Below are 22,895 nucleotides of genomic sequence, written 5' to 3'. Positions count from 1 at the left end.
ATTACCTATGTATTCATGGATGGTGCTAAGGGGCGTGGGCAACGGTAACAGCAGATACAGAATGGCAGCCTGCCTGACGTAGTGCCAGGGCAGATGCAGCCAGCGTGCTGCCGGTGGTAAAGACATCATCCACCAGCATGATCCGTCGGTCACGAATGGCGCTGCTGTTGGTGACGCTAAAGGCGTTATGCAGGTTGTGGGTGCGCTGTTCAAAGGTCAGTTCAATCTGGGGAGTGGTGGGGCGGGTCCGTTTTAGACCCTGTCGCAGCAAAGGAATCTGCCACTGGTGGGAAAGAACTTCCCCCAGTAATACGGCCTGATTAAAGCCGCGATGGCGCAGGCGGCTGACATGTAGTGGAACCGGCACCAGCAGATCAGGTTGCTGTTGGTTTGCAAAATCAGCCAGCAGGTGGGCTGTGAGCAGGCCAAGGGGGCGTCGCAGGTGCGATTTGAAATCGTACTTGAAGCGGTGGATCAGATCGCGGCAGGCCCCTTCATAACGCAGTGCAGCCCTGGCTGCAGCATAGGGCGGTGGCGTCTGCAGACAGCGGCTGCAGGGGTGATCGGAACCTGCGCCATCAAATGGAATACCGCAGATTGAACAGACCGGTGAAGCCACCCTTGGCAGGGCTGCCAGACAATCGGCACAGATATGCAGCTGGTCCGCACCTGCGACCAGCTCATGACAGATAGGGCAGCGGGGCGGCAGCAGCAGATCCTGCAATGCCCTGCCCAATGTCTGCAGCACGCCGACCAGCTGTTTAGAACCCCAGCTCTGCATTGACCACCACCACCCGCAGATCAGTAAAGCGTGGCTTGCGATCAATGATGGTGGTAACCCGGCAGAGCCGGTCAGGCGAGTTGCAGTTGCTACAAAAACCGGTCTTGGCACAGGGGGTGTTGAAGTTGAGGCGCTTGGCATTGGGGGGCGTTGCCCACTGTTTCACCCGCTGGATCGCCTCCTGCGGTGTGCCGTCCACCAGCTTGTTACGTCCCACCACCACAATCACCATTTTGGGGCCAAAGAACATGGCTGCCACCCGGTTGCCGGTTGCATCGATGTTGATCAGCTCGCCCCGCGTGGTCAAGGCGTTGCTGCCGGAGAGAAACAGGTCGCAGGTCAACTGACGGCGCATGATCTCCATTTTCTGATCTCGAGACAGTCCGCTAATGCTGTGGTTCAGGATCTCTTTGCCTTGGGTGGCCAGCTCCTGTTGTACTCCCAGGTCTGCAATGGTCATGGAGCCGCCAAAGCCTATAGTTGCTGCATCTGCTGCTGCTTCCAGAATATACTGACGGGCATCGTCAGGGGTCTGGCAGTAGACGGCGGTAAAACTGTTAGTCCCCAGCGCCTCCACAGCCTTCTGACATTTTTGTTCCCAGCTCCATCCAACCAGTTCGTCGGTCATGCTCATGCTGATCCTCCATTTTTATCAGGCAGTTCGATACGGAAGCAGGTGCCTTTGTCAGATGAACGAGCGACGAAAATGCTGCCACCATGGGCAGTAAGCAGCTCTTTGACAATGGCCAGTCCCAATCCCAGGCCACCTGTTTTGCCCTTGGCAAACCGCTCAAAAACATGGGGCAGCAGATCAGCCGGGATACCTGGTCCGGTGTCGATGACCTCAATATAGCGTGCTTGCGCTGTTGCTGAAAGGTGAATTTCCAGTCTGCCGCCGTTGGGCATTGCCTTTAGCGCATTGGCAATCAGGTTGACCATGATCTGGGTAAAACGGTCCGGGTCGATCCAGGCGGTGCTGTGTTGATCACCAATAACGCTGATTGTGACCTGTTGTTCCTCGGCTGTGTGACTGAAGCGGGAAACAATCCCTTGCAGAAACGGCAGCAGCGCGATTTCCTTCTGATGAAGCTGCAGTGCGGCTGTTTGTGCCCTGGTCAGTTCATCAACACCGTCAAGGATGGTTGTCAGGCGGCTGGCCTCATCATGCAGCGACTGCAACGCCTCAGGGGTGACAGGCAGCAGGCCGTCCATCATCCCTTCCAGTTCACCTCGAATGATCATCAACGGCGTACGCAGCTCATGGGCAGCATTTGATACCAGCTGTTTACGCAGCTGCTCCTGTGCCTCCAGGCGGTCAGCCATCCGGTTGAAGGTGGTTGCCAGACGGCCGATTTCATCACTGCTTTCCGTCAGTACCCTCTGGGCAGGATCACCACTGGCCAGCCCTTCTGCGGCAGCGGTTAGCTCCTGCAGGGGACGTGAAATACGTCGGGCTGCCAGAAAGCTGAGTATGACAGCGGTTAAGCCAAGTCCCAGCAGCGAATAGATCAGGAACAAATTTGAGGAGCGGATAAAGAAGGATTCGTGAACCGGTCTGGGGAGCTGCAGATCAAGGTGACCTATTTCTTCACCTTTCAGAAAGAGCGGGTAGCTTTGGAATTCTGTGGAGTCCGGCGGTAGCGGGCGTCTGTTGGTTGAAGCGGCAATCCGCTGCTGCATCACCGGGGGCAGGCTTGCCAGGGCCTGTCTGGTGTCCAGCACCAGCTGGCTGTCTGCATTGTAGAGCCGCAGTTCAATGCCGGAAAGCCAGGCCCAGACCAGATCATTGGCAACCTGCTCCCGTTTCCAGCCGCCTGCCTGCTGGTAGCGTCCTTCAAGCACGGCCTGTACCTGATAGAGGCGATCAAGCATCCGGCCTTCGCCAAAGGCCTTGAAGTCGCGGATCACAAAATTTCTGAGCAGGACAGAGGAGGAGAGGGCGATCAGAATCACTAGCCCAAGCAGCACCAGCAGTTTGCGCTGCAGGCTAAACCGCATCCCGCTCACCACAAAACAGGTAGCCGATGCCATAGACGGTCTTGATGAACTCAGGTTTGCGGCTGTCCAGTTCGATCTTCTGACGCAGGTTTTTGATATGGGCGTCAATGCTGCGTTCGTAGCCATCAAACTGGTAGCCCAGCGCCTTTGAAACCAGCTCGTCCCGACTGTAGGTTCGGCCAGGAACAGCGGCAAGGGTTTGCAGTAATTTAAACTCGGTGGGAGTGATGCTCAGCTGTTCGCCGCGGCAGGTTACGGTGTGGCGGCGGCTGTCCAGGATCAGCGTGCCGTTGTTGAAGCTGAGCGCCTGCTCGCCGGAGCCTGCTCCATCGTAGCGCTTCAGTACCGCCTTGACCCGGTAGACCAGCTCACGGGGGGAAGCCGGTTTGACTACATAATCATCTGCCCCCAGGGCAAAGCCGGTGATCCGCTCTTCTTCAGATGATTTGGCGGTCAGCATGATAACCGGAAATGATCCCAGTTCTTTCAGATCCTGGCACAACTCTTCACCGCTTCTGTCCGGCAGGCCCAGATCAAGGATAACTGCCAGGGGCAGTTCAGCCTCAGCCTTTTCTAGTGCGGCGCGGGCGGTGTCGGCATGGATGACCCGGAAATCAGCCCCTTCAAGGTAGGCCTTGATGATCCGGGCAATCTTCTGGTCATCTTCAACAATCAGAATCGGTGGCTGCATGGCTGTCCCATTAGCGGATAGAACGTATTCTGCCAGACCGTTTGTCGATAATTACCCGGTCAAACAGTGATCCATCGGCATTGGTGATATCAGCAATATACCCCATCCGAACCTCTTTGCGCAGGGTTATTTGAGCAGGGGGAACGTTAAAAAAGAGCCGCAGCCGATGCCTTGCCTCGTCCGGCGTCTGTAACGGTTGGCGTGCTCCGTAGTGGTCGGCATGACGGCGGGGGCAGTAATCACCAAAGGGAGGCGGTCCCATCTCGCCAGGCGTGCGTCCACCGCGCCAGCCCCGGCCTTGACCTGGCTCAGGTTCTTCTGCTGCTGCCGGTAGGGCGGTGAGGAGCAGAAGGGATAGTAGGAAATATGTGGATAAAAAATACTTCATCAGGAACCCCTACAAAATCTCAACGCAAAGGTGCAGAGAAGCAGAGATATAGAGAAAGATAAGAAAACCAGGGGAAATTCAAAATATGGCCTGTAAGCTGATTCTCTGTGACTCTGCACCTCATGCCTCTCTGCGTTATGGTCTTAATCTATTTCGACCTTGTTACTTGGCCGGTGCTGGAGGAGTTGGCATCATCGGGCAATCCATCTGCATCATGCCCATGCCGCCGCCGCGCATCCCTTTATGGCCGCGCTTACCCATCTTGCCCATGGGGAGCCCTGCCTTGGCGCGGGCATCCATCATCTTTTTGCGCAGTTCAACCATCTCACCCTGCAGCTTCTTGATGGCTGTCTGATCAGGCGCATCCTTGATCATCTCCTTCTGCAGTTGCATATGCTTGGCATGCATTTCTTCACGGATCGGCATGGTGTCGGCAATGAACTTTTTCATTTCCGGTGTCATGGTGCCTGGTTGAGCCATTTGGCCCCTCATGCCAGGTCCCATGCCCTGACCTGCGCCCATACCGGGCATGGCGATGGCTGAACCGGCGATGGCAAGGGCTGCTGCTGCGGTGAGTGCTAAAAAAGATTTTTTCATGATTCTGTTCCTCCGTGTCTTGGTAGTGGTTGGTAATCAACCTTGTTTTGATGGTGCTACCATAGCAAGGGAGATGGAAGAACCTGTGAAGGGATTATGAACAATTATGAAGATTTCAAATTTTGTTGCAGGGCTGTTCGTACCAACTCTGCCAGACAGCGGATAAAGGTCGGGGAACTGTTGAGTGATTCTATGCGGCGGAAGTCGCTGATACCCATTTTATGGGCTTCTTCAGCGTATTCAATATCAATTTCGTGCAGGGTTTCAATATGATCCGACACAAAGGAAAGCGGTACCATCAGCAGGTTTTTGCAGCCGTTTGCTGCCAGCTCCTTCAGCTTGTCATCGGTGGAGGGCTCCAGCCATTTCACCGGCCCGGCCCGTGATTGAAAGGCCAGCTGGTGCTGCACCCCCTCAAAACGTTCCATCACCAGCCGGACCGTGGTCTGGATATGCTCAAGGTAGGGATCGCCTTCGTCAATAAATGATTGCGGTAGAGAGTGAGCTGAAAATAACAGCTGTACGGTATCACGGTCAGGGAAGCTGGCCAGCCCGGCTTCAATTTTTTCAGTCAGGGCGTCAATGTAGAGTGGATGATCGTAAAAATGGGGAATCCGGATAAGCTCAAAGTCGCTATCCAGATCAGCAAGGCAGCGGGTCAGGTCGTTAAAGCTTGAGCCGCTGGTGGCGCGGGAATAGTGGGGGTAGAGTGACAGCGCCACCAGCTTTTTAATGCCGCTATGCCGTAGCCGGAGCAAGGTTTCTCTGGTAAATGGATGCCAGTAGCGCATACCGACAAAACAGGGCATACCCAGTTCGGTAGCAAGGGTATCTGCCTGGGCCTGGGTCAGTTCTTTAATTGGCGATTTACCGCCGATCTCGCGGTACTTCTCCGCCACCACCGGGGCGCGTCGTCTGACGATCATCCGGGCGATGAACGGCTGCAGCAAGGCCGGACCGATCTTGATGATTTCTCGATCAGAAAACAGATTTAGCAGGAACGGCTTGACCGCTTCCAGAGAATCCGGTCCACCCATCTGAAGCAGAATAACGGCGGTATCTGTCATGGTTAACCCTTTTTGTCTTCGTGAAAAGTCTAGCCTCGTTCGGTGGTACTATTTCAGGGATTAAGCCCGGTGGTGTAGAGGGCGCTGATCTGTGCATCAGTCAAGGCAGCCTTGTACAACTGGACATCATCAATGTAGCCCCAGTAAGGGAATCCATAGCCTGAACCACCATCATGTCGAGCACCAATTGTAAATTTAAAGGTGTTGTCGAAGTTGAGTGCCGTTGGGCTGGTATACTGGTAGTCGTTTGATGCATCGGTTTGCTTGACGTTGTTGATATACAGTTTGATTTGGTCTGTTGCTGGAGATGCGTTTCTGTCAAGAACCGCTACGACATGAGCCCAGCTGCCGCCGGCAATTACGGAGTCCGAGTAGACACTATGGATGTCGCTGTTGGCTGGGTTACGCAGTTGGAACGCCACCTTGTAATTGCTCCAGGCTCCGCTACATGAGGTGCATGAAGGGCATGGGCGGGTTTGGGTTACATACATACCGTAGCCGATTGCCGGATAGAGGAATCCCTTACCTGCAATGGCACCAATGGCCATATCTGTTCCTGTAGCAGAATCACACCAGTGTTGCGCTGGCGTGCCACTGAAGTTAACCCAGGCAGAGAGTGTAACGTTTCCGGTGCCAATGTTGAAATAATTGATATCATTGAAATAGATATAGTTGGTGGTGCCGTTAAGAAGCAGGGCATAGCCGCCACCTCGCGCTACCCAGTTTGCCGTGCCGGTGATGGTGCCCAGGGTAGAGCCGGAACCGATGGTGTTCCCGGCACCTTCATTGAAATTCCAGGCAGCGGTGGGCGTGGGTAGTGATGCACCACATGAGTTGACAGTCAAAGTTAGATTTTTTTGAACCGTAGTAGCTGTCGGTGTATGGCTATCGGTAACCTGCACGGAAACAGGGAAGCTGCCTGTGGTCAAAGGCGAACCAGAAATGTTGGCACCTAAGGCAGAAAGTCCAGTACCAGCCAGACCGGTGATGGTATAGGTCGGATAAGGGGGCACACCGCCGCCAGCAAAAATGGTTGCGGAGTAAGCTGTTCCACTGCAGCCCTTGGGCAGTTCATTGTTCAGGATTTTTAGCCGTCCCTGGGTGCTGCCGTAGCATCCGGCACGGTTTTTTAGCTCTGCAAGGGTGACTGTTCTCGTTAGATCTCTGTTGTCAAGTGTAATAGTTGCAGGAAACGATTGCGAAGTAGCAGGTACGGAGTTGACGGTCTGATCTTCACCGCCACTTATGAGTATGAAGGCGTTACACGTTGTTTCATCAGTACAGCCTGCGGGATAGGATGTTGTGGTTCTTCCACAAATGCCGCCGGATGCCTGATTCGCCAAGGTGTTTTCGTATAGATAGACAAAAGGTCTTCCCCAGGAATCAGTCTGAGACGGAATGATATTTAAGAAATACGTTGGGTTTGTTGCTGGTAAAACAGTATCCGGTAAGCGTCCGTTAGCCACCGACCAACTGATAATTGCATCAGCAGCCTTTTCAAGCCCTGCCTTTGTCTCAACTGTCTTGCCCAGCTGCACCTTTGGTCCCAGCATCATGTAGCCTGCGCTTAATAACCCTACAATTACAAACATGAACAGGATTAGCGGCAGCATGGTAAAGCCGTATGTTTTGTGGATAAATCCCATCAGGGGTTTACGGTGAGCACAAACGCTTTTGAGGCGATGTTGTCGTTGGTGGCTGCTGCGTCATTGTTGTCGCGGACAAAGATGGTGAATGAATAGGCCGCTGAGGGTGGAGCCGTTCCAAGAGGCCATGAAATGGCAAGCTGTCCGGCCTGCCCCCATGAGCCTTCAGCCAGTGCCGCACAGTTTGCACTAAAAACTGCAGGAGCGAACGTCATATTAGCATTGGGAGTTAGTCCTGTTGTTGTCTGAATACACCAACGATACAGGTTGGGGGAAGGGTAGGGTATGCCTCCGTCAGCAGTCATGGTAACAGCGTATGCCGCAGTAGTAGCTGATCCGGCTGGCAACTCATTGTTTAAAATCTTTAGCTGTGCCCCCTGACAACCGATCTTGCTGCGCAGTTCATCCAGTGTTACCCAGCGGGCAATGTCGCTTACTGTAGGGTCCAGTGTAATCGTGCCGGTAGCTGTGCCAGAACCTGTGATTACACCGTTTATAACTGCCCCGTTTAAAGTGCCGTTTAAAGTGGTCTGGGTTAGTGCGTCTTCTCCTTGGCTTGTTATGGCAAAAGCAACATTAGTTATGGTTACAGCCGGGATAGCAGTGTTGTCCGTAATAGAAATTGCGGTTGTTTTTCTTCCGCAGATAGTGTCTTTGGTTGGTAAATTAGCTCCTGAAGGTGCAAGATTAGCGTCAAAAAGGTAAATTAATGGGCGCCCCCATGAGTCAATAGGGCTTTTGACAATTTGATCAAACCTGGCGGTATCAGGCAGGGTTGGGGTAAATGTCGGCAGGCGATTGTTACTTGCTGACCAACCGCTTACAGAAACTATACTGCTTTCAATAATTTCGCGGCTTTCCCTGACCTTGCTCATGGTGGTTAGCGGGCCGATCATGCCAGCGCCGATGCCGATCACAATACCAACGACAACCAGTACAAGAGCCATTTCAACCAGAGAGAAACCGCGGCTATTGAGACGAATATTTTTCATGTTTTCACTATAGCATATTGCATAAATAAAAAAAGGAGGCCGTTAGGCCTCCTTAAACGAACAGGATTGCTTTATAATGTTCGACAGACAGTATATTGCGAGTTTTCCGAATACGCAGCTGCAGCTGCACCGGGCGCTGTGTTTGCACCAGCTACCCCCAGTGTTGCGCGAACGGATCCGGTTGACGGGTTGCGGTCGTCAAGCTGTGCATCGATTTGTGCCGCCGCTTTACCGGGGATTTGGCTGATGCATACGGACAGTCCTGTCCCCATACCTGTTATTGCGGTGGTGTTATTGGAAACTCCAATTAACCCCTGAAAGGCATTGATTGGTAGCGCAGCTACAGCAGCATCTGCAGGGTTGCCAGCAATAAAGCCTGCTGCTTTTACATGTTGCCAAAAAGCAACACTTTCTCCCCCACCAGTAAATGTTTGTGCCGGAGTAATTCCAAGAATACCGCTGACGTTGCCGGCGGCAGTGATGTTCCAATTTGCTCCACGTGCTTGCAGTGTTGCCAGTGGGCCATCATCACCTGGAATCCGGTTGTATCTGTCTAAATAGCCATTGTAAGCAACAGAGATGGCATTCAAATCATTAACAGCCTTTTTAACTTTCGAGTTATCAATCAGCTCTTGTCCTTTTAATACTCCTCCTAGTAAAAGACCTATGATAACAAGAACTATTGCCATTTCTACCAGGGTAAAACCTTTGTTACTGCGCATGTCTGACCTCCTGTATTGTTTGTTTTATCGCACCTATTAATTTAGACAGGTTTCTTAAATCGGCTATTTGTTTAAAAAAATCAAGTAAAATAGGGTTGAAAGGAGAGTGTGTGATTTTATCATCAATATTGAATAGACGGATTTTGAATTGTATTGACTTCCAGCCTTTGGCCTGCTATTCGATTTTTCGATGTACATTCAATAAATTACAGGTGTATCAGATATGAGTATTCTTGCAAATTTGCTGAAAAAAAATGATTTAAGCCAAGAAACTGGTCAAATTCCACCTGGATTGTTGCAGTCTGTGTCCAGTGCCGCCCCTGGGAAAAACAGTCGGCGAACCTATCTGGTAATTGGTGCCGTGGCTGCAGCTGCTGTCGCTGGTGGCGGGTTGTTAGTGGTCTATCTGCAAACCCGGATTCCCAGCTCTCCTTCGCTGACCCGTCAGGTAATACCGCCACAGTCGCAGATGGCAGCTAAGGTAGTGGAAACACCAGTGCCGCAGATGCAGCAGTCCTCTGTTCGTACGGTGGCTGCACCTGTGACTTCTACGCTAAAAACAAAGGTGCCGGTGGCTCGCCAGACAGCTGAAAAGACAGCTCCTTCCCCCCGCCACCTACAGGCAACAGGAGCAAAGCATGCAACTGCCGCTTCGACTGCTCCACGGGAAACCCCTGCTGTAGAGCGTAAAGCGGTGGTAAAAGATAGGGCCTCTCTGGATGCCTATCTGTTTGCTGCACGTAGTGCCGAGGCACGCCGTGATTACAGTCAGGCTATGCATCAATACCGAAAGGCCCTTGAGGCAGATCCGCATAACTATAGGATTTTGAATAATCTTGCCAGCACCAGTCTCAGTATGGGGATGTTTACTGATGCGCTTGGCTATGCAAATCGGGCTTTGCAACTGAAGGGGGATTATGTTTCCGCGCTGGTTAATGGTGGTATAGCTCAGGGGCGATTAGGTAATGAAAATGGTGCTCGTATAATGCTCGGTCGTGCTGTTGCTGTTGATCCTGTTAATCGTATGGCATTGTATAATCTGGCCTTGTCACAGGAACGCAGTGCATTGCTGGATGATGCGTTAAGCAGTTATCGTCGTCTGTCTGACACGGGCGATGCACAGGGGATGTTGGGGATGGCGAGAATACGGGAGCGACGTGGAGAGCATCAGGATGCATTGCGTCTGTACCGTGAAGTGACAGCGCTGCCTGAAGCAGGGCAACGGGTGCGTGAGGCAGCTAGAGAGCGGATTAACGTGCTTGATCGGTAATTGTTTGCATTAGAAACGAATTTTAAAGACTGACAATAGCGCTATAATTACAACCAACCCACTAATTGCCCACCAGAGTAGTTGGTTTCTCCTTGGTGAACCCATCTTCTTTCGTTCTTTTTTCATAACTTCTGCTGCGGCAATGATCACCTGTCGTTCCTGAACGCCGGGTTTCCCCTCCAGATAAGCTGCCATCAGCGCCCTTGATGCGATCAGGTTGATCAGGCGGGGGATGCCACAGGAGAGTCGGAAAATAGTGTCCAGTGCTGCTTTGTCAAAGAAAGTTGCGGTCAGGGCACCTGCTTTCATAAGCCGGGTCGTCAGATAGTCTGCGGTAGCCCGTTCTGCCAATGGTGACAATGAGGCCCGAACCGATATCCTCTGGTTCAACTGCCTGAACTGGTCCTGCTCCATTTTGTCAGCCAGTTCCGGCTGACCTACCAGAATAATTTGCACCAGTTTTTCTTTAGTGGTTTCAAGATTTGACAGCAGGCGTAGTTCCTCAAGGGTGGCATCGGGCAGTTGTTGCGCCTCATCCACAATAATGACTACCCGTCGCCCATTCTCTGCGTGTCCCAGCAGAAAATCCCTGAATTCCTTGATCATATCATTTTTGTTGCCGGAGAGCGGAAAGATGACCCCGAGGTCATCCAGGATTGCTTGTAGAAATTCTTCAGGGGACAAACGTGGAGTCATGATCAGCGCAATTTCGGCCTGATCCTGCCATTTGTTGATGAATATACGCAACAAGGTGGTCTTGCCGGTGCCTGGTTCGCCGGTCAGTAGACAAAATCCTTCCCGGTTATTGAGGGTGTAGTCCAGTGATAGCAGGGCATTGGCATGGTCGTGAGAGGGGTAGTAGTAGGCCGGATCCGGGGTAAGCCGGAATGGGTCATCATGTAATCCGAAAAAATTAAGGTAGGTGGCGTTCACGGCTATCCTTTACCAACTTTGGAAACGAGGTCGTAAATCGGTAATAAAAGACCACTGATAATAACAGCAAACAGCACACCAACAACGGTGATAACCAGCGGCTCAATGATTTTACCAAGCTTATCCGATACATCGTCCATAGTCTTAAGATAGTGGCGTGCCAGAAAGCTGAACTGTTCATCCAGAGTACCGCTGCTTTCTCCAACACTCACCAGACGAACCAGCAGAGGAGGGAAAACCTTTTGACGTTTCAGTGCTTCAGCAATCGTGCTGCCGTAGGTTATTTCGTCACGAATGGTGGTTATGGCTTGTTGGAATATGACATTTCCCATAATATCTGAGACTATATTTAGTGTCCGGTCAACCGTGAGTCCGGCAACAATCAGGATACGCATCTGCTCGGCAAAGAGTGCTAATAGTCGATTGTATTCAATGAGCTTGTAGATTGGTAGTTTTAGTTTTGCAAGGTCAACCAGATAACGACCACGTTCAGTTTGCTTGAACAACTTAATAAGTACAAACAGAGTGATCGGTAAAATAATACCTACATACCAGAAACGCTGTGACAGGTTACTGGTAACGATTAATATTCTGGTTAAAAGAGGAAGTTTGACTCCCAGACCTTTCAGCGTCACAATAATTTTGGGTAGAACGTAGATCATCCAAAATGCCAGGGCGCCCAGTGTGGTGGCTATGGCAAATGCCGGATAGATCAGCGCTCGTTTGATTGATCCAGACAGGTCTTCCATTCTCTGAAGGTGTTCTGCTACATCTTTGAGGCTTCTCTCAAAACTGCCGGTTTCTTCTCCTACCCGTACCAGACGTCTGAAAACATCAGGGAATACTCTGGCGTGGGGTTCCAGTGCATCAGAAAAGCTGGTGCCCTGCTCAACGCTTTGCTTTATTTCTGCAATAATAGCCTGCAAATGTGGGTTGGTAACGGCTGCACCAATATCTCCCAGGGTGGTCAACAGTGGCAGACCTGCTCCAACCATAACTGAAAGGTTGTTGGCAAGATCGATTATCTCAGCACGTTTGACCTTCTTACGGCCCAATAACCCTTCAAAAATAGCTGAAAAGTTGGATGATTGCGATATTTTGAGGATATAGAGTCCGCGACTAACCAGGCTTGCCGTTGCTTCTTCAATTGATTCTGCTTCAATACTGCTTTTGATCGTGCTGCCGGAGGCATCAACCACCTGGTAGGTGAACAGCTTCATCCTGCCACCCGCAGTACTTCTGCAAGCGTTGTGATTCCGGCGGCAGCCTTGTTGATGCCATCCTGCTGTAGGGGTATCATCCCTTCAGCTACTGCCAGTTCCATGATCGCGCCGGTGGATGCTCCTTCAAAGATTAACTGACGAATCCTGCTGTCTACCACCAGTACCTCGCAGATTGATACGCGGCCGCTGAAACCACTGTTGCCACATTTTGAACAGCCAACGCCACGACGACCTTTCGTGATCTCAAGCTGGTGTTGTCTGAAAACCTGCAGTTCGTCATCGTTAAGCAGGTATTCTTCACTGCAGTATTTGCAGTTTTTACGCACCAGGCGTTGTGCAATGACCGCTACCAGCGCAGAAGATAGCAGGAAGGTATCCACCTTAAGGTCCAGCAGGCGGGGGATTGCCGTTGCCGCATCGTTGGTGTGCAGTGTTGATAACACCAGGTGGCCGGTGATGGCGGCCCGTACCGCCATCTGGGCAGTTTCCTCATCCCGAATCTCACCCAGCAACATGACATCAGGATCCTGTCGCATGAAGTTCCTGGCGGCAAGGGCAAAATCATAGCCCGCTTTTTCGTTTACCTGGGTTTGCTTGACAAAGCTTAAGCGGTATTCAACAGGATCTTCCACCGTTAAAATATTTCGTTCAAGACGATTCAGTTCCCGTAACGCGGCATAGAGGGTGGTGGTCTTACCACTGCCGGTAGGGCCGGCAATCAGTATGATGCCGTAGGATTTATTGAACAACCGTCGGATCTGCTGCACGGTTATGCTGCTTATTCCCAGTGCCTCCAGGCGCAGTAAGGGGCCGGCCCCTGCCAGAAGACGCAGAACCAGATTTTCGCCAAATATTGAGGGAACCGTTGAGACCCTGACTTCAAAGTTCTTAGAGAGGAAGGCGTGAGAGAACGATCCGTCCTGGGGCAGGCGTTGCTCCGCAATATCCAGTTGCCCCAGGATTTTAATCCTTGAGACAATGCCAGCGTGGGCCTGCTTCTGGATGCAGTGTCCATGCTGTAACACCCCGTCAATTCGATAAAAAATGTTAGTAACATCTTCAGTGGGCGAGATATGGATGTCCGTAGCCTGTTTGCGGATGCCATCCATCATGATCAGCTCTACCAGCTCAGAGATTGTTGCTCCAGGAATAACGCCGGTGGCCTGGCGCAGCTGGCTAATGATCTCCTGCATCCGTTTCTGAATCGGGTGGGCAATGAAGTAGTACGCTTTTTCAAGGGTAGATTGGTAGTGGTCATTATCCACCAGATATACCTTGGGCGGTTTACCGGTGACTTTGGTCGCGGTATCCACTGCAACGATGTTACTTGGGTTGGTGATCCCTATCGTAAGTTGACCTTCTACTAAAGCAAGAGGAATTACCCCTATTTTTTCGGCAGTTTCTTTGGGGATGAGACGCAGCGCCTCTTCTTCAGGTTCAAATTCCGACAGTTCAAGGTACTCAAGACCACTCTGAACAGCAATAGTTCGTGCAAATTCAGGGGCCGTGATAAATCCCAGTTTAATCAGTAAATCGCCCAGGATAGCGCCGGTGACCTGCTGCTGTTCCAGGGCTATCTGGAGTTGTTTTTGGGTTAAAACCCCCTGGGAAAGGAGCAGTTCACCAATCTTGATAGGTGCGGCCATTGACGATACCTCCGTCAGTCGTTGTTAATCAGATATGGTTGCAGCACTACAACCAGCTCAGAGCGGGTGTCAGTGTTGTCCTTACGGGTAAAGAGGCCGCCAAGCCAGGGGATTTCACCCAGCAAAGGAACCTTTTCATCCTTAAGGTTCTGCTTGTTGGAGATCAGGCCGCCAATTACAATCATCTCACCGTTTCTTACTTTAATGGTGGTGGAGAGCTCTCTGAGGTCCACCGTGGGTATGGAAATGGTAATCTGGTTGGTCGGGTCACCTCCGATGGCTTTGTCTTCCAGCTTGACCAGATCAGAGATGATGGGAGAAATGGTCATGCTGATCTCTCCCCGGTTGTTGATAAAGGGAGCCAGCCCTAACATGATGCCAGAAAGTACATTGCCGGTTTCTACTGAATAGGAAATGGTAGGCGCACTACCAGCAGCTGTTGTAGTCGTGGTGGTTACCTTTGCAATGTAGTTAGTATTACGACCGACGGTTAATAATGCCGTCTGGCCGTTCATAACGTTAATTCTGGGATTGGAAAGTGTTTTGACCTCTCCCTGCGTCTTAAGAGCGGTAAGCAGGGTATTGGCGTTGCCGCCTTTATAGCCAAGCCGGAAGGTACCGTTTTTGATAGACGCATCGAGCGAGGTGGTGACATTACCAAAACCTCCAAGAGGCGCCCCAGCTGTATTGAACCACCTGATGTCGCCAAGAAAATCCCAGTCAATTCCAAATTTCAATGAATCATTAAGCTGTACCTCAATAATTCTGGCTTCAACCAGTACCTGACGATTAAGGGTCTTGCGTAGCAGGTCCAGATAGGTCTCAATTCGCTGCAGGTTCTTACGGGTAGCAGTGACCATAATGGTGCCGGTCAGGCGGTTTACCACAATCTGTTGGCGAGGACCAGAATCTTCACCACTAGCGGATGATTCGTGTGCAGGGGATGCGATTACGGGCTTTGGTGGCTGCTCAATAATCGTTTTGGTTTGGGATGTTGTGGTGACGCCTGCAGCATTGGTTCTGTTGGTCAGAGTGGCAGTCTCCACCTTGCCGGACTGTGCTGCCGGTTTGTCAATCATTCCTTGTAGCGATTTTTCCAGTGACTCCCAGAAATCAAACGCCTTGGTGTCGTTTTTGGTCGTCTGGGAGATGGTTCCCTTGACATTTGATGAACCGCCACCACCTCCACCGGCAGATAGTGCCGCGCCGCTTCCAAGAATATCACCCCCGACTTCTACGTTAAAGCTCTGTACCATGGCAGGGTGGCCCAGTTCAAACGACTTGGTTCCGGTCGCATCTACAGTGATGGTGTTGTCTTTAATAGTGTAGTAGTAGTCAGCGGAATTAAGCAGAGTTGCAAGGGCGTCATCGGCCGTCACTCTCTTGAGCGTCAGGGTGACTGGTCGGTCCTGATGTACGCCATCGTTAATAATCAGGTTTAGTCCGGCAGTATCGGCAATCACATGCAGGATATCCCCCAAAGCACTGTTCCGGGCTTGAATATTAACCAAACGGGTTTTGGCGGGAGAAACATCATCACTTACCGGTTGATAGTCTGGTGTTGTGAGGGGAGGTAGCTTTTGCTGGCTCTGTAGCTCCTTAATGTTTTGCTGGACAAACGGGTCATGCTTTCCCGCAGGAGCAGACAGAGAGGTGTCAAGTGCAGAGCGGGGCGGCGTGGTTGCCTGCTTGATGCTGCTGGATGCACAGCCGCTCAGTAGTGTCAAGGTAACCAACAGGGGTATCCGTGCAAATACGTATGTTATTCCATGCTGAGCCATTGTGTTCCTTTCCTGCCTGCTAACTGTACCCGTTTTTGTTCAATTTTTGTGACGCGCCATCCATTGAGACTATTCCCTTGTCGTAGCAGATGTCCATCCAGGATGGCAGTATCCTTCTTGGGATTGCCTTCGTACAGGATAAACGTCAATTGTGGTAGGTGTGCCGGATCGGCTTCTGATTGTTTGCGTGTCTGGTCGGTCAGAGGGGCTGCTAGTGCCCGGTTTTCAGACGACAGTAAAGTGACGGTTACCGGGCAGTTGAAGGATGCTTCCCGCCAGGTCCGGGGGCTGAGTGTGATTGGCGTTGGAGAAAAGCTCAGCAACGATCGTTCATCAGGAGTTTGCTTTAGCTGGAATTTGATGGTCAGAAAGGCTATTACCGGTATAATCAGGGCTGCAATCGTGCAGCACAAAGCTGTGATGGCTTCTCTGGAAAGTTTGATGGTCATTGGCTGATTTCCTGCGGAGCTGGCATCTGCACAACCCCTTCCATGACGAGTTTTAAACTTTGTTGTGCCTCTCTGCCGGACTGGTCAATCTGTATGCTGCGAACATTGACAAACGGAAAGGCCAGTGTTTCCTGCTTGCCAAGCAGGTTGATAATTCTGCTATAGGTGCCCGAGTCACGTAGTGGCAGTGTAGCTGTGAAGTCAACGGCCACCATGCCTTCTTTGTTTTCTATTGCTTTAACAACCATTTCTGTTGCCTGTAGTCGGGACTTTAAGTCATCAATCCTGCTGTATGCCAGCCATTCGGGAGTGTGTGTCCCGTAAGCCGGAGGCAGGAGGGACTTGAAATCGGCTACTGTTTTATCCGCATCCTTTGCAGCAAGGCGCATTCTGCCCACATTTTGAAAAATGGTTTTCTGGTTGATGATCGTGCGTGCAAGCATCTCTTTGTACCGTATAACAACGCTTAGCAGTGATGCTAACAGGGTAAAGCAGATAAGTATAATCCCCAGCTTGATGAGTTTTTGTCGGGTCTGTCGTTGCATGGCGGCAATCATGGCTTGTGAGTGGCCTCCACACTGAATTTATTATTTTTAGGGTCTAGGGTGCGGTTGCCTAGGGTCATCCCCTTGGTCGCGGAAAGTTGGGCACCGAGTGCCTCCAGCTGCGATTGCGCATCTGCAAGAGAGGGTTTGGAGATTACACCGGTTAGAGATAGCCCGATAGCGTCTTTATCCCTTTTGGCTGTCATGCTGCTGATCGTCACATCCGTGAGAGGTGCAAGGGCAAGTGTAGCCAGCAAGCCGGGGATCGATGGTTCTGCATGCTGGCTGTTGAGTATGCTGATCAACGGCTCAACTGCCGTTCGCTTTTCCATGGCTTTTTGATGTGTTGTAATGACACTGTGCAGCAAATCAGGTGGCTGACGCAGGCTGTCCAGATCCGTTTGCATGGCGGTGATTAAAAAGGCATGTACTATGAGCAGAAGGATAACGAGAGCTGTCGCAGCGACAAAGCCCAGGCTGGTGTTTTTGATCAGATCCTGTTCCCGCAGGGCAGAACAGTAGGCCGCGGGTCGCAGGTCTTGAGATGCAGGTGGAGGGTACATCAGTAATGCCAACTGAGCCGGATACTCGTTGATAATAGCAGCGGGAAAACCAGAAGGAATAAGTGGTTCAAATGCAACAAAGGGTGGTGGTGGGTCTTCACTGTTAATGGCTATGGCACCTCCTGGTCTGACCCGCAGCGTCTGAAAACAGTAATCGATAGTCATGGTAACGTTCTGCCGGTCAAGGCTGTTCCAGCCACGGCATTCCGAAGGGACTTGACGGGTAAACAGTACTGCGCCGTTCTCCAGTACCAGCAACGTTTTGCGTTCGCCTTCATCATATGCACAAAGCAAGGTGTCAGGTAGGTCTGACGGTGTGTTGATAACCAGCCCGGCAAGAGCATGCGGGGTAGCTGCAATCATGCGTACAGATTTATTATGACGAATGAACGGCTCAAGCAGCATGTTGAGTAGTTCATCGGGCATAAGACAGCAGGCCACTCTGCGGATGGTTCTGCCATCCTGTACACTGTCACCAATAACCTGAAAACCTATGCTGAACGCCGACAACTCCGGGTGCATCCGTTTGAGTTCTGCATCAACAATGCGAGCAATAAGTTTGTCATCGACCGGTGGGATGGAGATAGTTTCATAAAGTGCGTCGGGCGGGTTGACGGTTATTAGATAGGCTTTACTTTGATCTTGAGAAAGAAATCCCTCAAGCTCATCATCGGTCAGCGTCAGAGCTTGTTTACAGATCAAGCTGTCTCGTGTCTTTTGAGCAGTGACGATCCGAATGGCATCGGCGTCGTAGCTGACGACCGCGAGGAGTGACATTAAGCCTCCATAAACTGAAATTGATTGACTTTTTTACCCTATGCGGGGTGTTTCTGTCTAGATAAAACCGATCATTCTGGGGCCTGTTTCCGAGGTTCAACAAAAAACGGGCAGAGAAACTCTCTGCCCGTTCTGGTTGCAGTAATTACAACTGGGTGTGGTTGGCTTAGTAATCCATGCCGCCCATACCACCCATGCCGCCCATACCGCCGGGCATAGCAGGCATACCGCCATCCTTCTTGGGCTTCTCGGCGATCATGCACTCGGTGGTCAGCATCAGGCCCGCCACGGAAGAGGCGTTCTGCAGTGCGCAGCGGGACACCTTGGTTGGGTCAATGATGCCGGCTTCCAGCATATCAACATAGGTGTCGTCGGCAGCGTTGTAGCCGAAGGCTTCCTTGCCGTTCTTGACCTTGTCCACCACGATGGATGCGTCGATGCCGGCGTTGTCGGCGATCTGACGGATCGGTGCTTCCAGGGAGCTCTTGATGATGGTAACGCCAAACTGCTGCTCAGCAGGCAGGGTTACGCTGTTCAGGGCGTTCAGGGCGCGGATGTACGCAACGCCGCCGCCAGGGACGATACCTTCGTCAACAGCTGCGCGGGTAGCATGCAGTGCATCTTCAACGCGAGCCTTCTTCTCTTTCATTTCGGTTTCAGTTGCAGCGCCAACCTTGATCACGGCAACGCCGCCAACCAGTTTGGCCAGACGCTCTTGCAGCTTCTCGCGGTCATAATCTGAAGAGGTTTCTTCAATCTGAGCGCGGATCTGCTTGACGCGGCCTTGGATATCAGCCTCGGAACCGTCACCGTCGATGATGGTGGTGTTGTCCTTGTCAACCACGATACGCTTGGCGCGGCCCAGCATCTCCATGGTGGCGTTTTCCAGTTTAAAGCCCATATCTTCAGAAATGACGGTACCGCCAGTCAGTACAGCGATATCTTCCAGCATAGCCTTGCGACGGTCGCCAAAGCCAGGGGCCTTGACAGCGCAGACGTTCAGCACGCCACGCAGTTTGTTAACCACCAGGGTAGCCAGCGCCTCCCCTTCGATATCTTCAGCAATGATCATCAGGGGACGACCTGACTTGGCGGTCTGCTCCAGTACCGGCAGCATATCCTTCATGTTGGAGATCTTCTTGTCGTAGATCAGGATGGTAGCGTTCTCAAGGGTTGCTTCCATACGCTCTGGATCAGACACAAAGTAAGGGGAGAGGTAGCCGCGGTCAAACTGCATCCCTTCCACGGTCTCAAGGCTGGTTTCCATCGCCTTTGCTTCCTCAACAGTGATAACGCCTTCCTTGCCGACTTTTTCCATTGCCTCGGCAATGATATCACCGATGGTCTTGTCGTTGTTAGCGGAGATGGTACCAACCTGGGCGATCTCTTTGTGGTCTTTGATCGGCTTGGAGATTTTCTGCAGCTCAGCCACGATCGCCTCAACCGCCTTATCGATGCCGCGCTTGATTTCCATCGGGTTGTGGCCGGCAGCAACCAGCTTGGAGCCCTGCTTGTAGATGGCCTGAGCCAGTACGGTTGCAGTGGTGGTGCCGTCACCGGCAACGTCAGAGGTCTTGCTTGCTACTTCTTTGACCAGCTGAGCGCCCATGTTTTCGAACTTGTTCTCCAGCTCGATCTCTTTGGCAACGGAAACGCCGTCCTTGGTGATCAGCGGGGAGCCGAAAGACTTCTCGATGATGACATTACGGCCCTTAGGACCCAGGGTTACCTTTACTGCATCAGCCAGGGCGTTAACACCACGCAGGATGGCATTACGGCCTTCCTCATTGAAACGGATTTCTTTTGCAGACATTGACTATTCCTCCATTTTGGTTTTTTTAGAAAATATTTTAACGCAGAGGCGCGGAGACGCAAAGGTGCAGAGAAAAACAAAACAGACTCTAATAAAAGAGTTTTATGACCTCTCTGTGTCTCTGCCCCTCATGCCTCTCTGCGTTAAGGTTTTCATTACTTCTCGATTACAGCCAGGACATCGTCCTCACGCATCATCAGGAACTCATCGCCGTCAACCTTAACTTCAGTACCGGCGTACTTGCCGAACAGAATGGAATCGCCAACTTTTACATCCAGGGGAGCACACTTGCCTTCATCGTTTTTCTTGCCATTACCAACGGCAATTACTTCACCTTTCTGGGGCTTTTCCTTGGCGGTGTCAGGGATAAACAGGCCGCCTGCGGTCTTCTCTTCGCCTTCAAGGCGCTTCACGATGATACGGTCATGCAGTGGTCTCAGTTTCATTGGTACTACTCCTTTCGTTGCTATGGTGTGTGGTGTTGTGTGTTGTGTCTGCTAGCACTCTATTGGGCTGAGTGCTAACGAGAGGGAATATAGCGATGGCCCCGTGAAAAATCAAGGGGCGTTTTGAAATTTTTGCTATAGTACGAAACCCAATGTCCGATAGAGGAGCCGTTATGCAGCAACTTTCCCTGTTAGATTCTGTTGTTATTCCTGATACAGCCCAATTACGGGCAGCAGAGTTGCGCCAGCAGCTTGAATACCATAATCGTTGCTACTACGAGCTGGATGCCCCTGAGATCAGCGATGCCGAGTACGATGCCCTGTTTCGTGAGCTGCAGGCGATTGAGGCAGAGCGCCCGGACCTGTTGGCCCCTGATTCGCCTACCCTGCGGGTGGGGGGTAAAGCTCAGCCCCGTTTTTCTCAGGTTCGCCATCGGCTGCCGATGCTTTCGCTTGAAAACGCCCTGCAGGAGGAGGAAATACGGGGTTTTGAGCAGCGTGTCCGCAGCCTGCTGGCCCTGCCTGATGATGTCGTAGTTGATTATCAGTGTGAGCCAAAGATGGATGGTCTGGCCATGGAGCTGGTCTATCAGGATGGTCTGCTGGTGCAGGCCTCAACCCGTGGGGATGGGGAGGTCGGTGAAGAGGTGACCGCCAATATCCGCACGGTCCGCAATGTGCCGCTGCGTCTGTCTGGTGAACAGCTACCTGGCCTGCTGGAGGTGCGCGGAGAGGTCTACCTGCCGCTGGCTGCCTTTCAACAGTTGAATCAGCAGCGGGAAGAAGAAGGAGAGCCACCCTTTGCCAACCCCCGTAATGCTGCAGCCGGGTCCATCCGCCAGCTTGATCCTGCAGTGGTGGCCAGACGTCCGCTGGCCATGGTCTGTTACGGGGTGGGAATGATAGAAACTGAGGTCAGGACACAAACTGAACTCATGGCGCAGTTGGCAGGCTGGGGCCTGCCGGTCAGTGATCAGGCCAGACAGGTCTGCGGTATTGAAGACGCGGTTGCCTGCTTTCTGGATCTGCAAGAGCGGCGCGATTCCCTGCAGTATGAGATCGACGGCATGGTGATCAAGGTGGATGATCTGCGACTGCAGCAGGAACTGGGGGAAAAAAGTCGCTCACCTCGCTGGGCTATCGCCTGCAAGTTCCCTCCCCGGCAGGCAACCACCTGGATCAACGAGATCATCCTTTCAGTGGGCAGGACCGGCGTGATCACGCCGGTGGCCAATCTGGAACCGGTGGAGCTGTCTGGTGTCACGGTCTCACGGGCCACCCTGCACAACTGGGATGAGATGCGACGCAAGGATATCCGGGTAGGTGACCGGGTGATTGTGGAGCGGGCAGGGGACGTGATTCCGGCGGTAGTTAAGGTGCTGCTTGATCAGCGTAGCGGTGCAGAACAGGAACTGCCGGAGCCGGATCTCTGTCCGGTCTGTGGTTCCAGGGCAGCCCGGGAACCAGGAGAGGTGGCAGTACGCTGTCAGGGGGGGCTGGCCTGTCCGCCGCAGCTGGCTGAGTCGATCATCCACTTTGCCTCCCGCGATGCCATGGATATTGACGGGCTGGGGAGCAAGTATATCGAGCAGCTGATCAGCCTGGGGCTGGTCAAGGATATTGCTGATCTCTACCGCTTGACCCGTGATGACTTCATGCAGTTTGAACGGATGGGGGACAAGCTGGCGGAAAACCTGCTGGCTGCCATTGCCGCCAGTAAACAGCAGGAGTTGGCCCGCTTCATCTTTGCCCTGGGGATCAGGCATGTGGGGGAGCGGACCGCAAAGACGCTGGCAGAGCGGTTCGGCAGCATTGATAATTTACAGGCTGCTACCCTGGAAGAACTGACCAGCATCCGTGATGTGGGGCCAACAGTGGCAATCAGCATCCGCTCTTTTTTTGATGCCCTGGCTAATCAGGCGGTGCTGCAACGGCTGAAAGAAGCCGGTGTTGCACCGACCGTGGAAGAAAAACGGGTTGGTGGCCGGTTGACAGGGCTGACCTTTGTTTTTACCGGCACACTGGCCCATCTGGGACGTGATGAGGCCAAAAAGCTGGTTGAGTCAGAAGGTGGCAACGTGACCGGTTCAGTCTCAAAAAAGACCGATTACGTGGTGGCGGGCACAGAGGCTGGCAGCAAGCTGGAGAAGGCCAGGGCTCTAGGGGTCAAGGTACTTTCTGAGGATGAATTTGTGACATTGCTGGCAACATGACAAGTTAAGCCGCCAAAAATCAGATGAAAATTTACCCAGCGTGTGTCGCTGTCTCAGGCTCAATCCTGAATCGTGTTTGTCTCATTATGATACGGGTCTGAGTTGTCACTAGAGACAGCCCTTTGTTTGTGGTCTGTAATATGTTGATGTTTGGTGTAGTTGTGGCGATTGCGTGGTCTGGCATCGTTTGTGCTTTGTTTGATTTTCAATAAGGGTGGCATCTGCAGACAGTAATGTATCACTCCCTCGGTATTCAAATTAAATCGTGAGATACTAGTGGCTACGCATACACATACTTTTTACGAATCATACCAAACATATATACATCGATGGGACGCTGTGCTGCTGCCACTG

The 22,895-nt window shown here is 52.0% G+C and carries 21 protein-coding genes; 2 read left to right on the top strand and 19 right to left on the bottom strand.

The window, feature by feature from the left end; all coding sequences use genetic code 11:
• Positions 1–25 precede the first annotated feature (25 nt).
• From B5D39_RS08505 to B5D39_RS08465, 10 genes are all read right to left on the bottom strand, one after another.
• Positions 26–781: a ComF family protein gene (locus B5D39_RS08505; RefSeq protein WP_078790043.1), complete on the bottom strand. Its 756-nt coding sequence runs from the start codon at positions 779–781 to the stop codon at positions 26–28.
• Complete coding sequence (locus B5D39_RS08500; protein ID WP_078790042.1) at positions 762–1,415, bottom strand: lactate utilization protein; 654 nt, start codon at positions 1,413–1,415, stop codon at positions 762–764. The genes B5D39_RS08505 and B5D39_RS08500 overlap by 20 nt, the downstream gene beginning before the upstream one ends.
• The gene (locus B5D39_RS08495; RefSeq protein WP_078790041.1) at positions 1,412–2,812 is read right to left on the bottom strand and encodes a sensor histidine kinase; all 1,401 of its coding nucleotides are present in this window, start codon (positions 2,810–2,812) and stop codon (positions 1,412–1,414) included. Before B5D39_RS08495 ends, B5D39_RS08500 begins: the two co-directional genes overlap by 4 nt.
• A complete protein-coding gene (locus B5D39_RS08490) occupies positions 2,769–3,470 on the bottom strand; it encodes a response regulator transcription factor (RefSeq protein ID WP_078790040.1) in 702 nt (233 codons plus the stop codon). Before B5D39_RS08490 ends, B5D39_RS08495 begins: the two co-directional genes overlap by 44 nt.
• Before the next feature lie 10 nt (positions 3,471–3,480).
• Positions 3,481–3,858, bottom strand: a complete 378-nt coding sequence (locus tag B5D39_RS16770) for a hypothetical protein (RefSeq protein ID WP_139366726.1) — start codon at positions 3,856–3,858, stop codon at positions 3,481–3,483.
• Between the two features lie 162 nt (positions 3,859–4,020).
• On the bottom strand, positions 4,021–4,455 hold the full coding sequence (locus B5D39_RS08485; protein WP_078790039.1) for a periplasmic heavy metal sensor: 435 nt from the start codon (positions 4,453–4,455) through the stop codon (positions 4,021–4,023).
• A 104-nt stretch (positions 4,456–4,559) separates the two neighbouring features.
• Positions 4,560–5,522, bottom strand: coding sequence for a ferrochelatase (gene hemH / locus B5D39_RS08480; RefSeq protein WP_078790038.1), 963 nt, complete (start codon positions 5,520–5,522; stop codon positions 4,560–4,562).
• Positions 5,523–5,575: 53 nt separating this feature from the next.
• Positions 5,576–7,168 carry a LamG-like jellyroll fold domain-containing protein gene (locus B5D39_RS08475; protein ID WP_078790037.1) on the bottom strand — a complete coding sequence of 531 codons (1,593 nt, stop codon included), beginning with the start codon at positions 7,166–7,168 and terminating at the stop codon, positions 5,576–5,578.
• On the bottom strand, positions 7,168–8,160 hold the full coding sequence (locus B5D39_RS08470; RefSeq protein WP_078790036.1) for a prepilin-type N-terminal cleavage/methylation domain-containing protein: 993 nt from the start codon (positions 8,158–8,160) through the stop codon (positions 7,168–7,170). Before B5D39_RS08470 ends, B5D39_RS08475 begins: the two co-directional genes overlap by 1 nt.
• Positions 8,161–8,231: 71 nt before the next feature.
• A complete protein-coding gene (locus B5D39_RS08465) occupies positions 8,232–8,882 on the bottom strand; it encodes a prepilin-type N-terminal cleavage/methylation domain-containing protein (protein WP_078790035.1) in 651 nt (216 codons plus the stop codon).
• 304 nt (positions 8,883–9,186) lie between these two features.
• On the opposite strand from B5D39_RS08465, the gene B5D39_RS08460 reads away from it, so the two are divergent.
• Positions 9,187–10,152, top strand: coding sequence for a tetratricopeptide repeat protein (locus tag B5D39_RS08460; RefSeq protein WP_208610566.1), 966 nt, complete (start codon positions 9,187–9,189; stop codon positions 10,150–10,152).
• 9 nt (positions 10,153–10,161) lie between these two features.
• On the opposite strand, the gene B5D39_RS08455 is transcribed toward B5D39_RS08460, so the two are convergent.
• The 9 genes from B5D39_RS08455 to groES all read right to left on the bottom strand — a co-directional run bounded on the left by B5D39_RS08455 (position 10,162) and on the right by groES (position 20,328).
• Positions 10,162–11,085 carry an ExeA family protein gene (locus B5D39_RS08455; RefSeq protein WP_161947456.1) on the bottom strand — a complete coding sequence of 308 codons (924 nt, stop codon included), beginning with the start codon at positions 11,083–11,085 and terminating at the stop codon, positions 10,162–10,164.
• Between the two features lie 2 nt (positions 11,086–11,087).
• Positions 11,088–12,305 carry a type II secretion system F family protein gene (locus tag B5D39_RS08450; RefSeq protein ID WP_078790032.1) on the bottom strand — a complete coding sequence of 406 codons (1,218 nt, stop codon included), beginning with the start codon at positions 12,303–12,305 and terminating at the stop codon, positions 11,088–11,090.
• Positions 12,302–13,954, bottom strand: coding sequence for a GspE/PulE family protein (locus tag B5D39_RS08445; RefSeq protein WP_078790031.1), 1,653 nt, complete (start codon positions 13,952–13,954; stop codon positions 12,302–12,304). Before B5D39_RS08445 ends, B5D39_RS08450 begins: the two co-directional genes overlap by 4 nt.
• Positions 13,955–13,968: 14 nt before the next feature.
• Positions 13,969–15,681, bottom strand: a complete 1,713-nt coding sequence (locus tag B5D39_RS08440; RefSeq protein ID WP_161947455.1) for a secretin and TonB N-terminal domain-containing protein — start codon at positions 15,679–15,681, stop codon at positions 13,969–13,971.
• A 35-nt stretch (positions 15,682–15,716) separates the two neighbouring features.
• Positions 15,717–16,184 carry a hypothetical protein gene (locus B5D39_RS08435; protein WP_078790029.1) on the bottom strand — a complete coding sequence of 156 codons (468 nt, stop codon included), beginning with the start codon at positions 16,182–16,184 and terminating at the stop codon, positions 15,717–15,719.
• Entirely contained in the window at positions 16,181–16,741 is a 561-nt protein-coding gene (locus tag B5D39_RS08430; protein WP_078790028.1) for a hypothetical protein, read from the bottom strand. The genes B5D39_RS08435 and B5D39_RS08430 overlap by 4 nt, the downstream gene beginning before the upstream one ends.
• The gene (locus B5D39_RS08425) at positions 16,738–18,069 is read right to left on the bottom strand and encodes a hypothetical protein (RefSeq protein WP_078790027.1); all 1,332 of its coding nucleotides are present in this window, start codon (positions 18,067–18,069) and stop codon (positions 16,738–16,740) included. Before B5D39_RS08425 ends, B5D39_RS08430 begins: the two co-directional genes overlap by 4 nt.
• Before the next feature lie 166 nt (positions 18,070–18,235).
• Entirely contained in the window at positions 18,236–19,882 is a 1,647-nt protein-coding gene (groL, locus tag B5D39_RS08420) for a chaperonin GroEL (protein ID WP_078790026.1), read from the bottom strand.
• Positions 19,883–20,037: 155 nt separating this feature from the next.
• Entirely contained in the window at positions 20,038–20,328 is a 291-nt protein-coding gene (gene groES, locus B5D39_RS08415; protein ID WP_012470960.1) for a co-chaperone GroES, read from the bottom strand.
• Between the two features lie 173 nt (positions 20,329–20,501).
• Between groES and ligA the strand changes: the two genes are divergently transcribed.
• On the top strand, positions 20,502–22,541 hold the full coding sequence (gene ligA / locus B5D39_RS08410) for an NAD-dependent DNA ligase LigA (RefSeq protein WP_078790025.1): 2,040 nt from the start codon (positions 20,502–20,504) through the stop codon (positions 22,539–22,541).
• Positions 22,542–22,895 lie beyond the last annotated feature (354 nt).

It is taken from the genome of Trichlorobacter thiogenes, from assembly GCF_900167465.1.
In the GTDB taxonomy this organism is placed as follows: Bacteria; Desulfobacterota; Desulfuromonadia; order Geobacterales; family Pseudopelobacteraceae; genus Trichlorobacter; species Trichlorobacter thiogenes.
The sequence above is the reverse complement of the archived record's forward strand: the minus strand, read 5'-3'. Positions and strand labels throughout refer to the sequence as shown.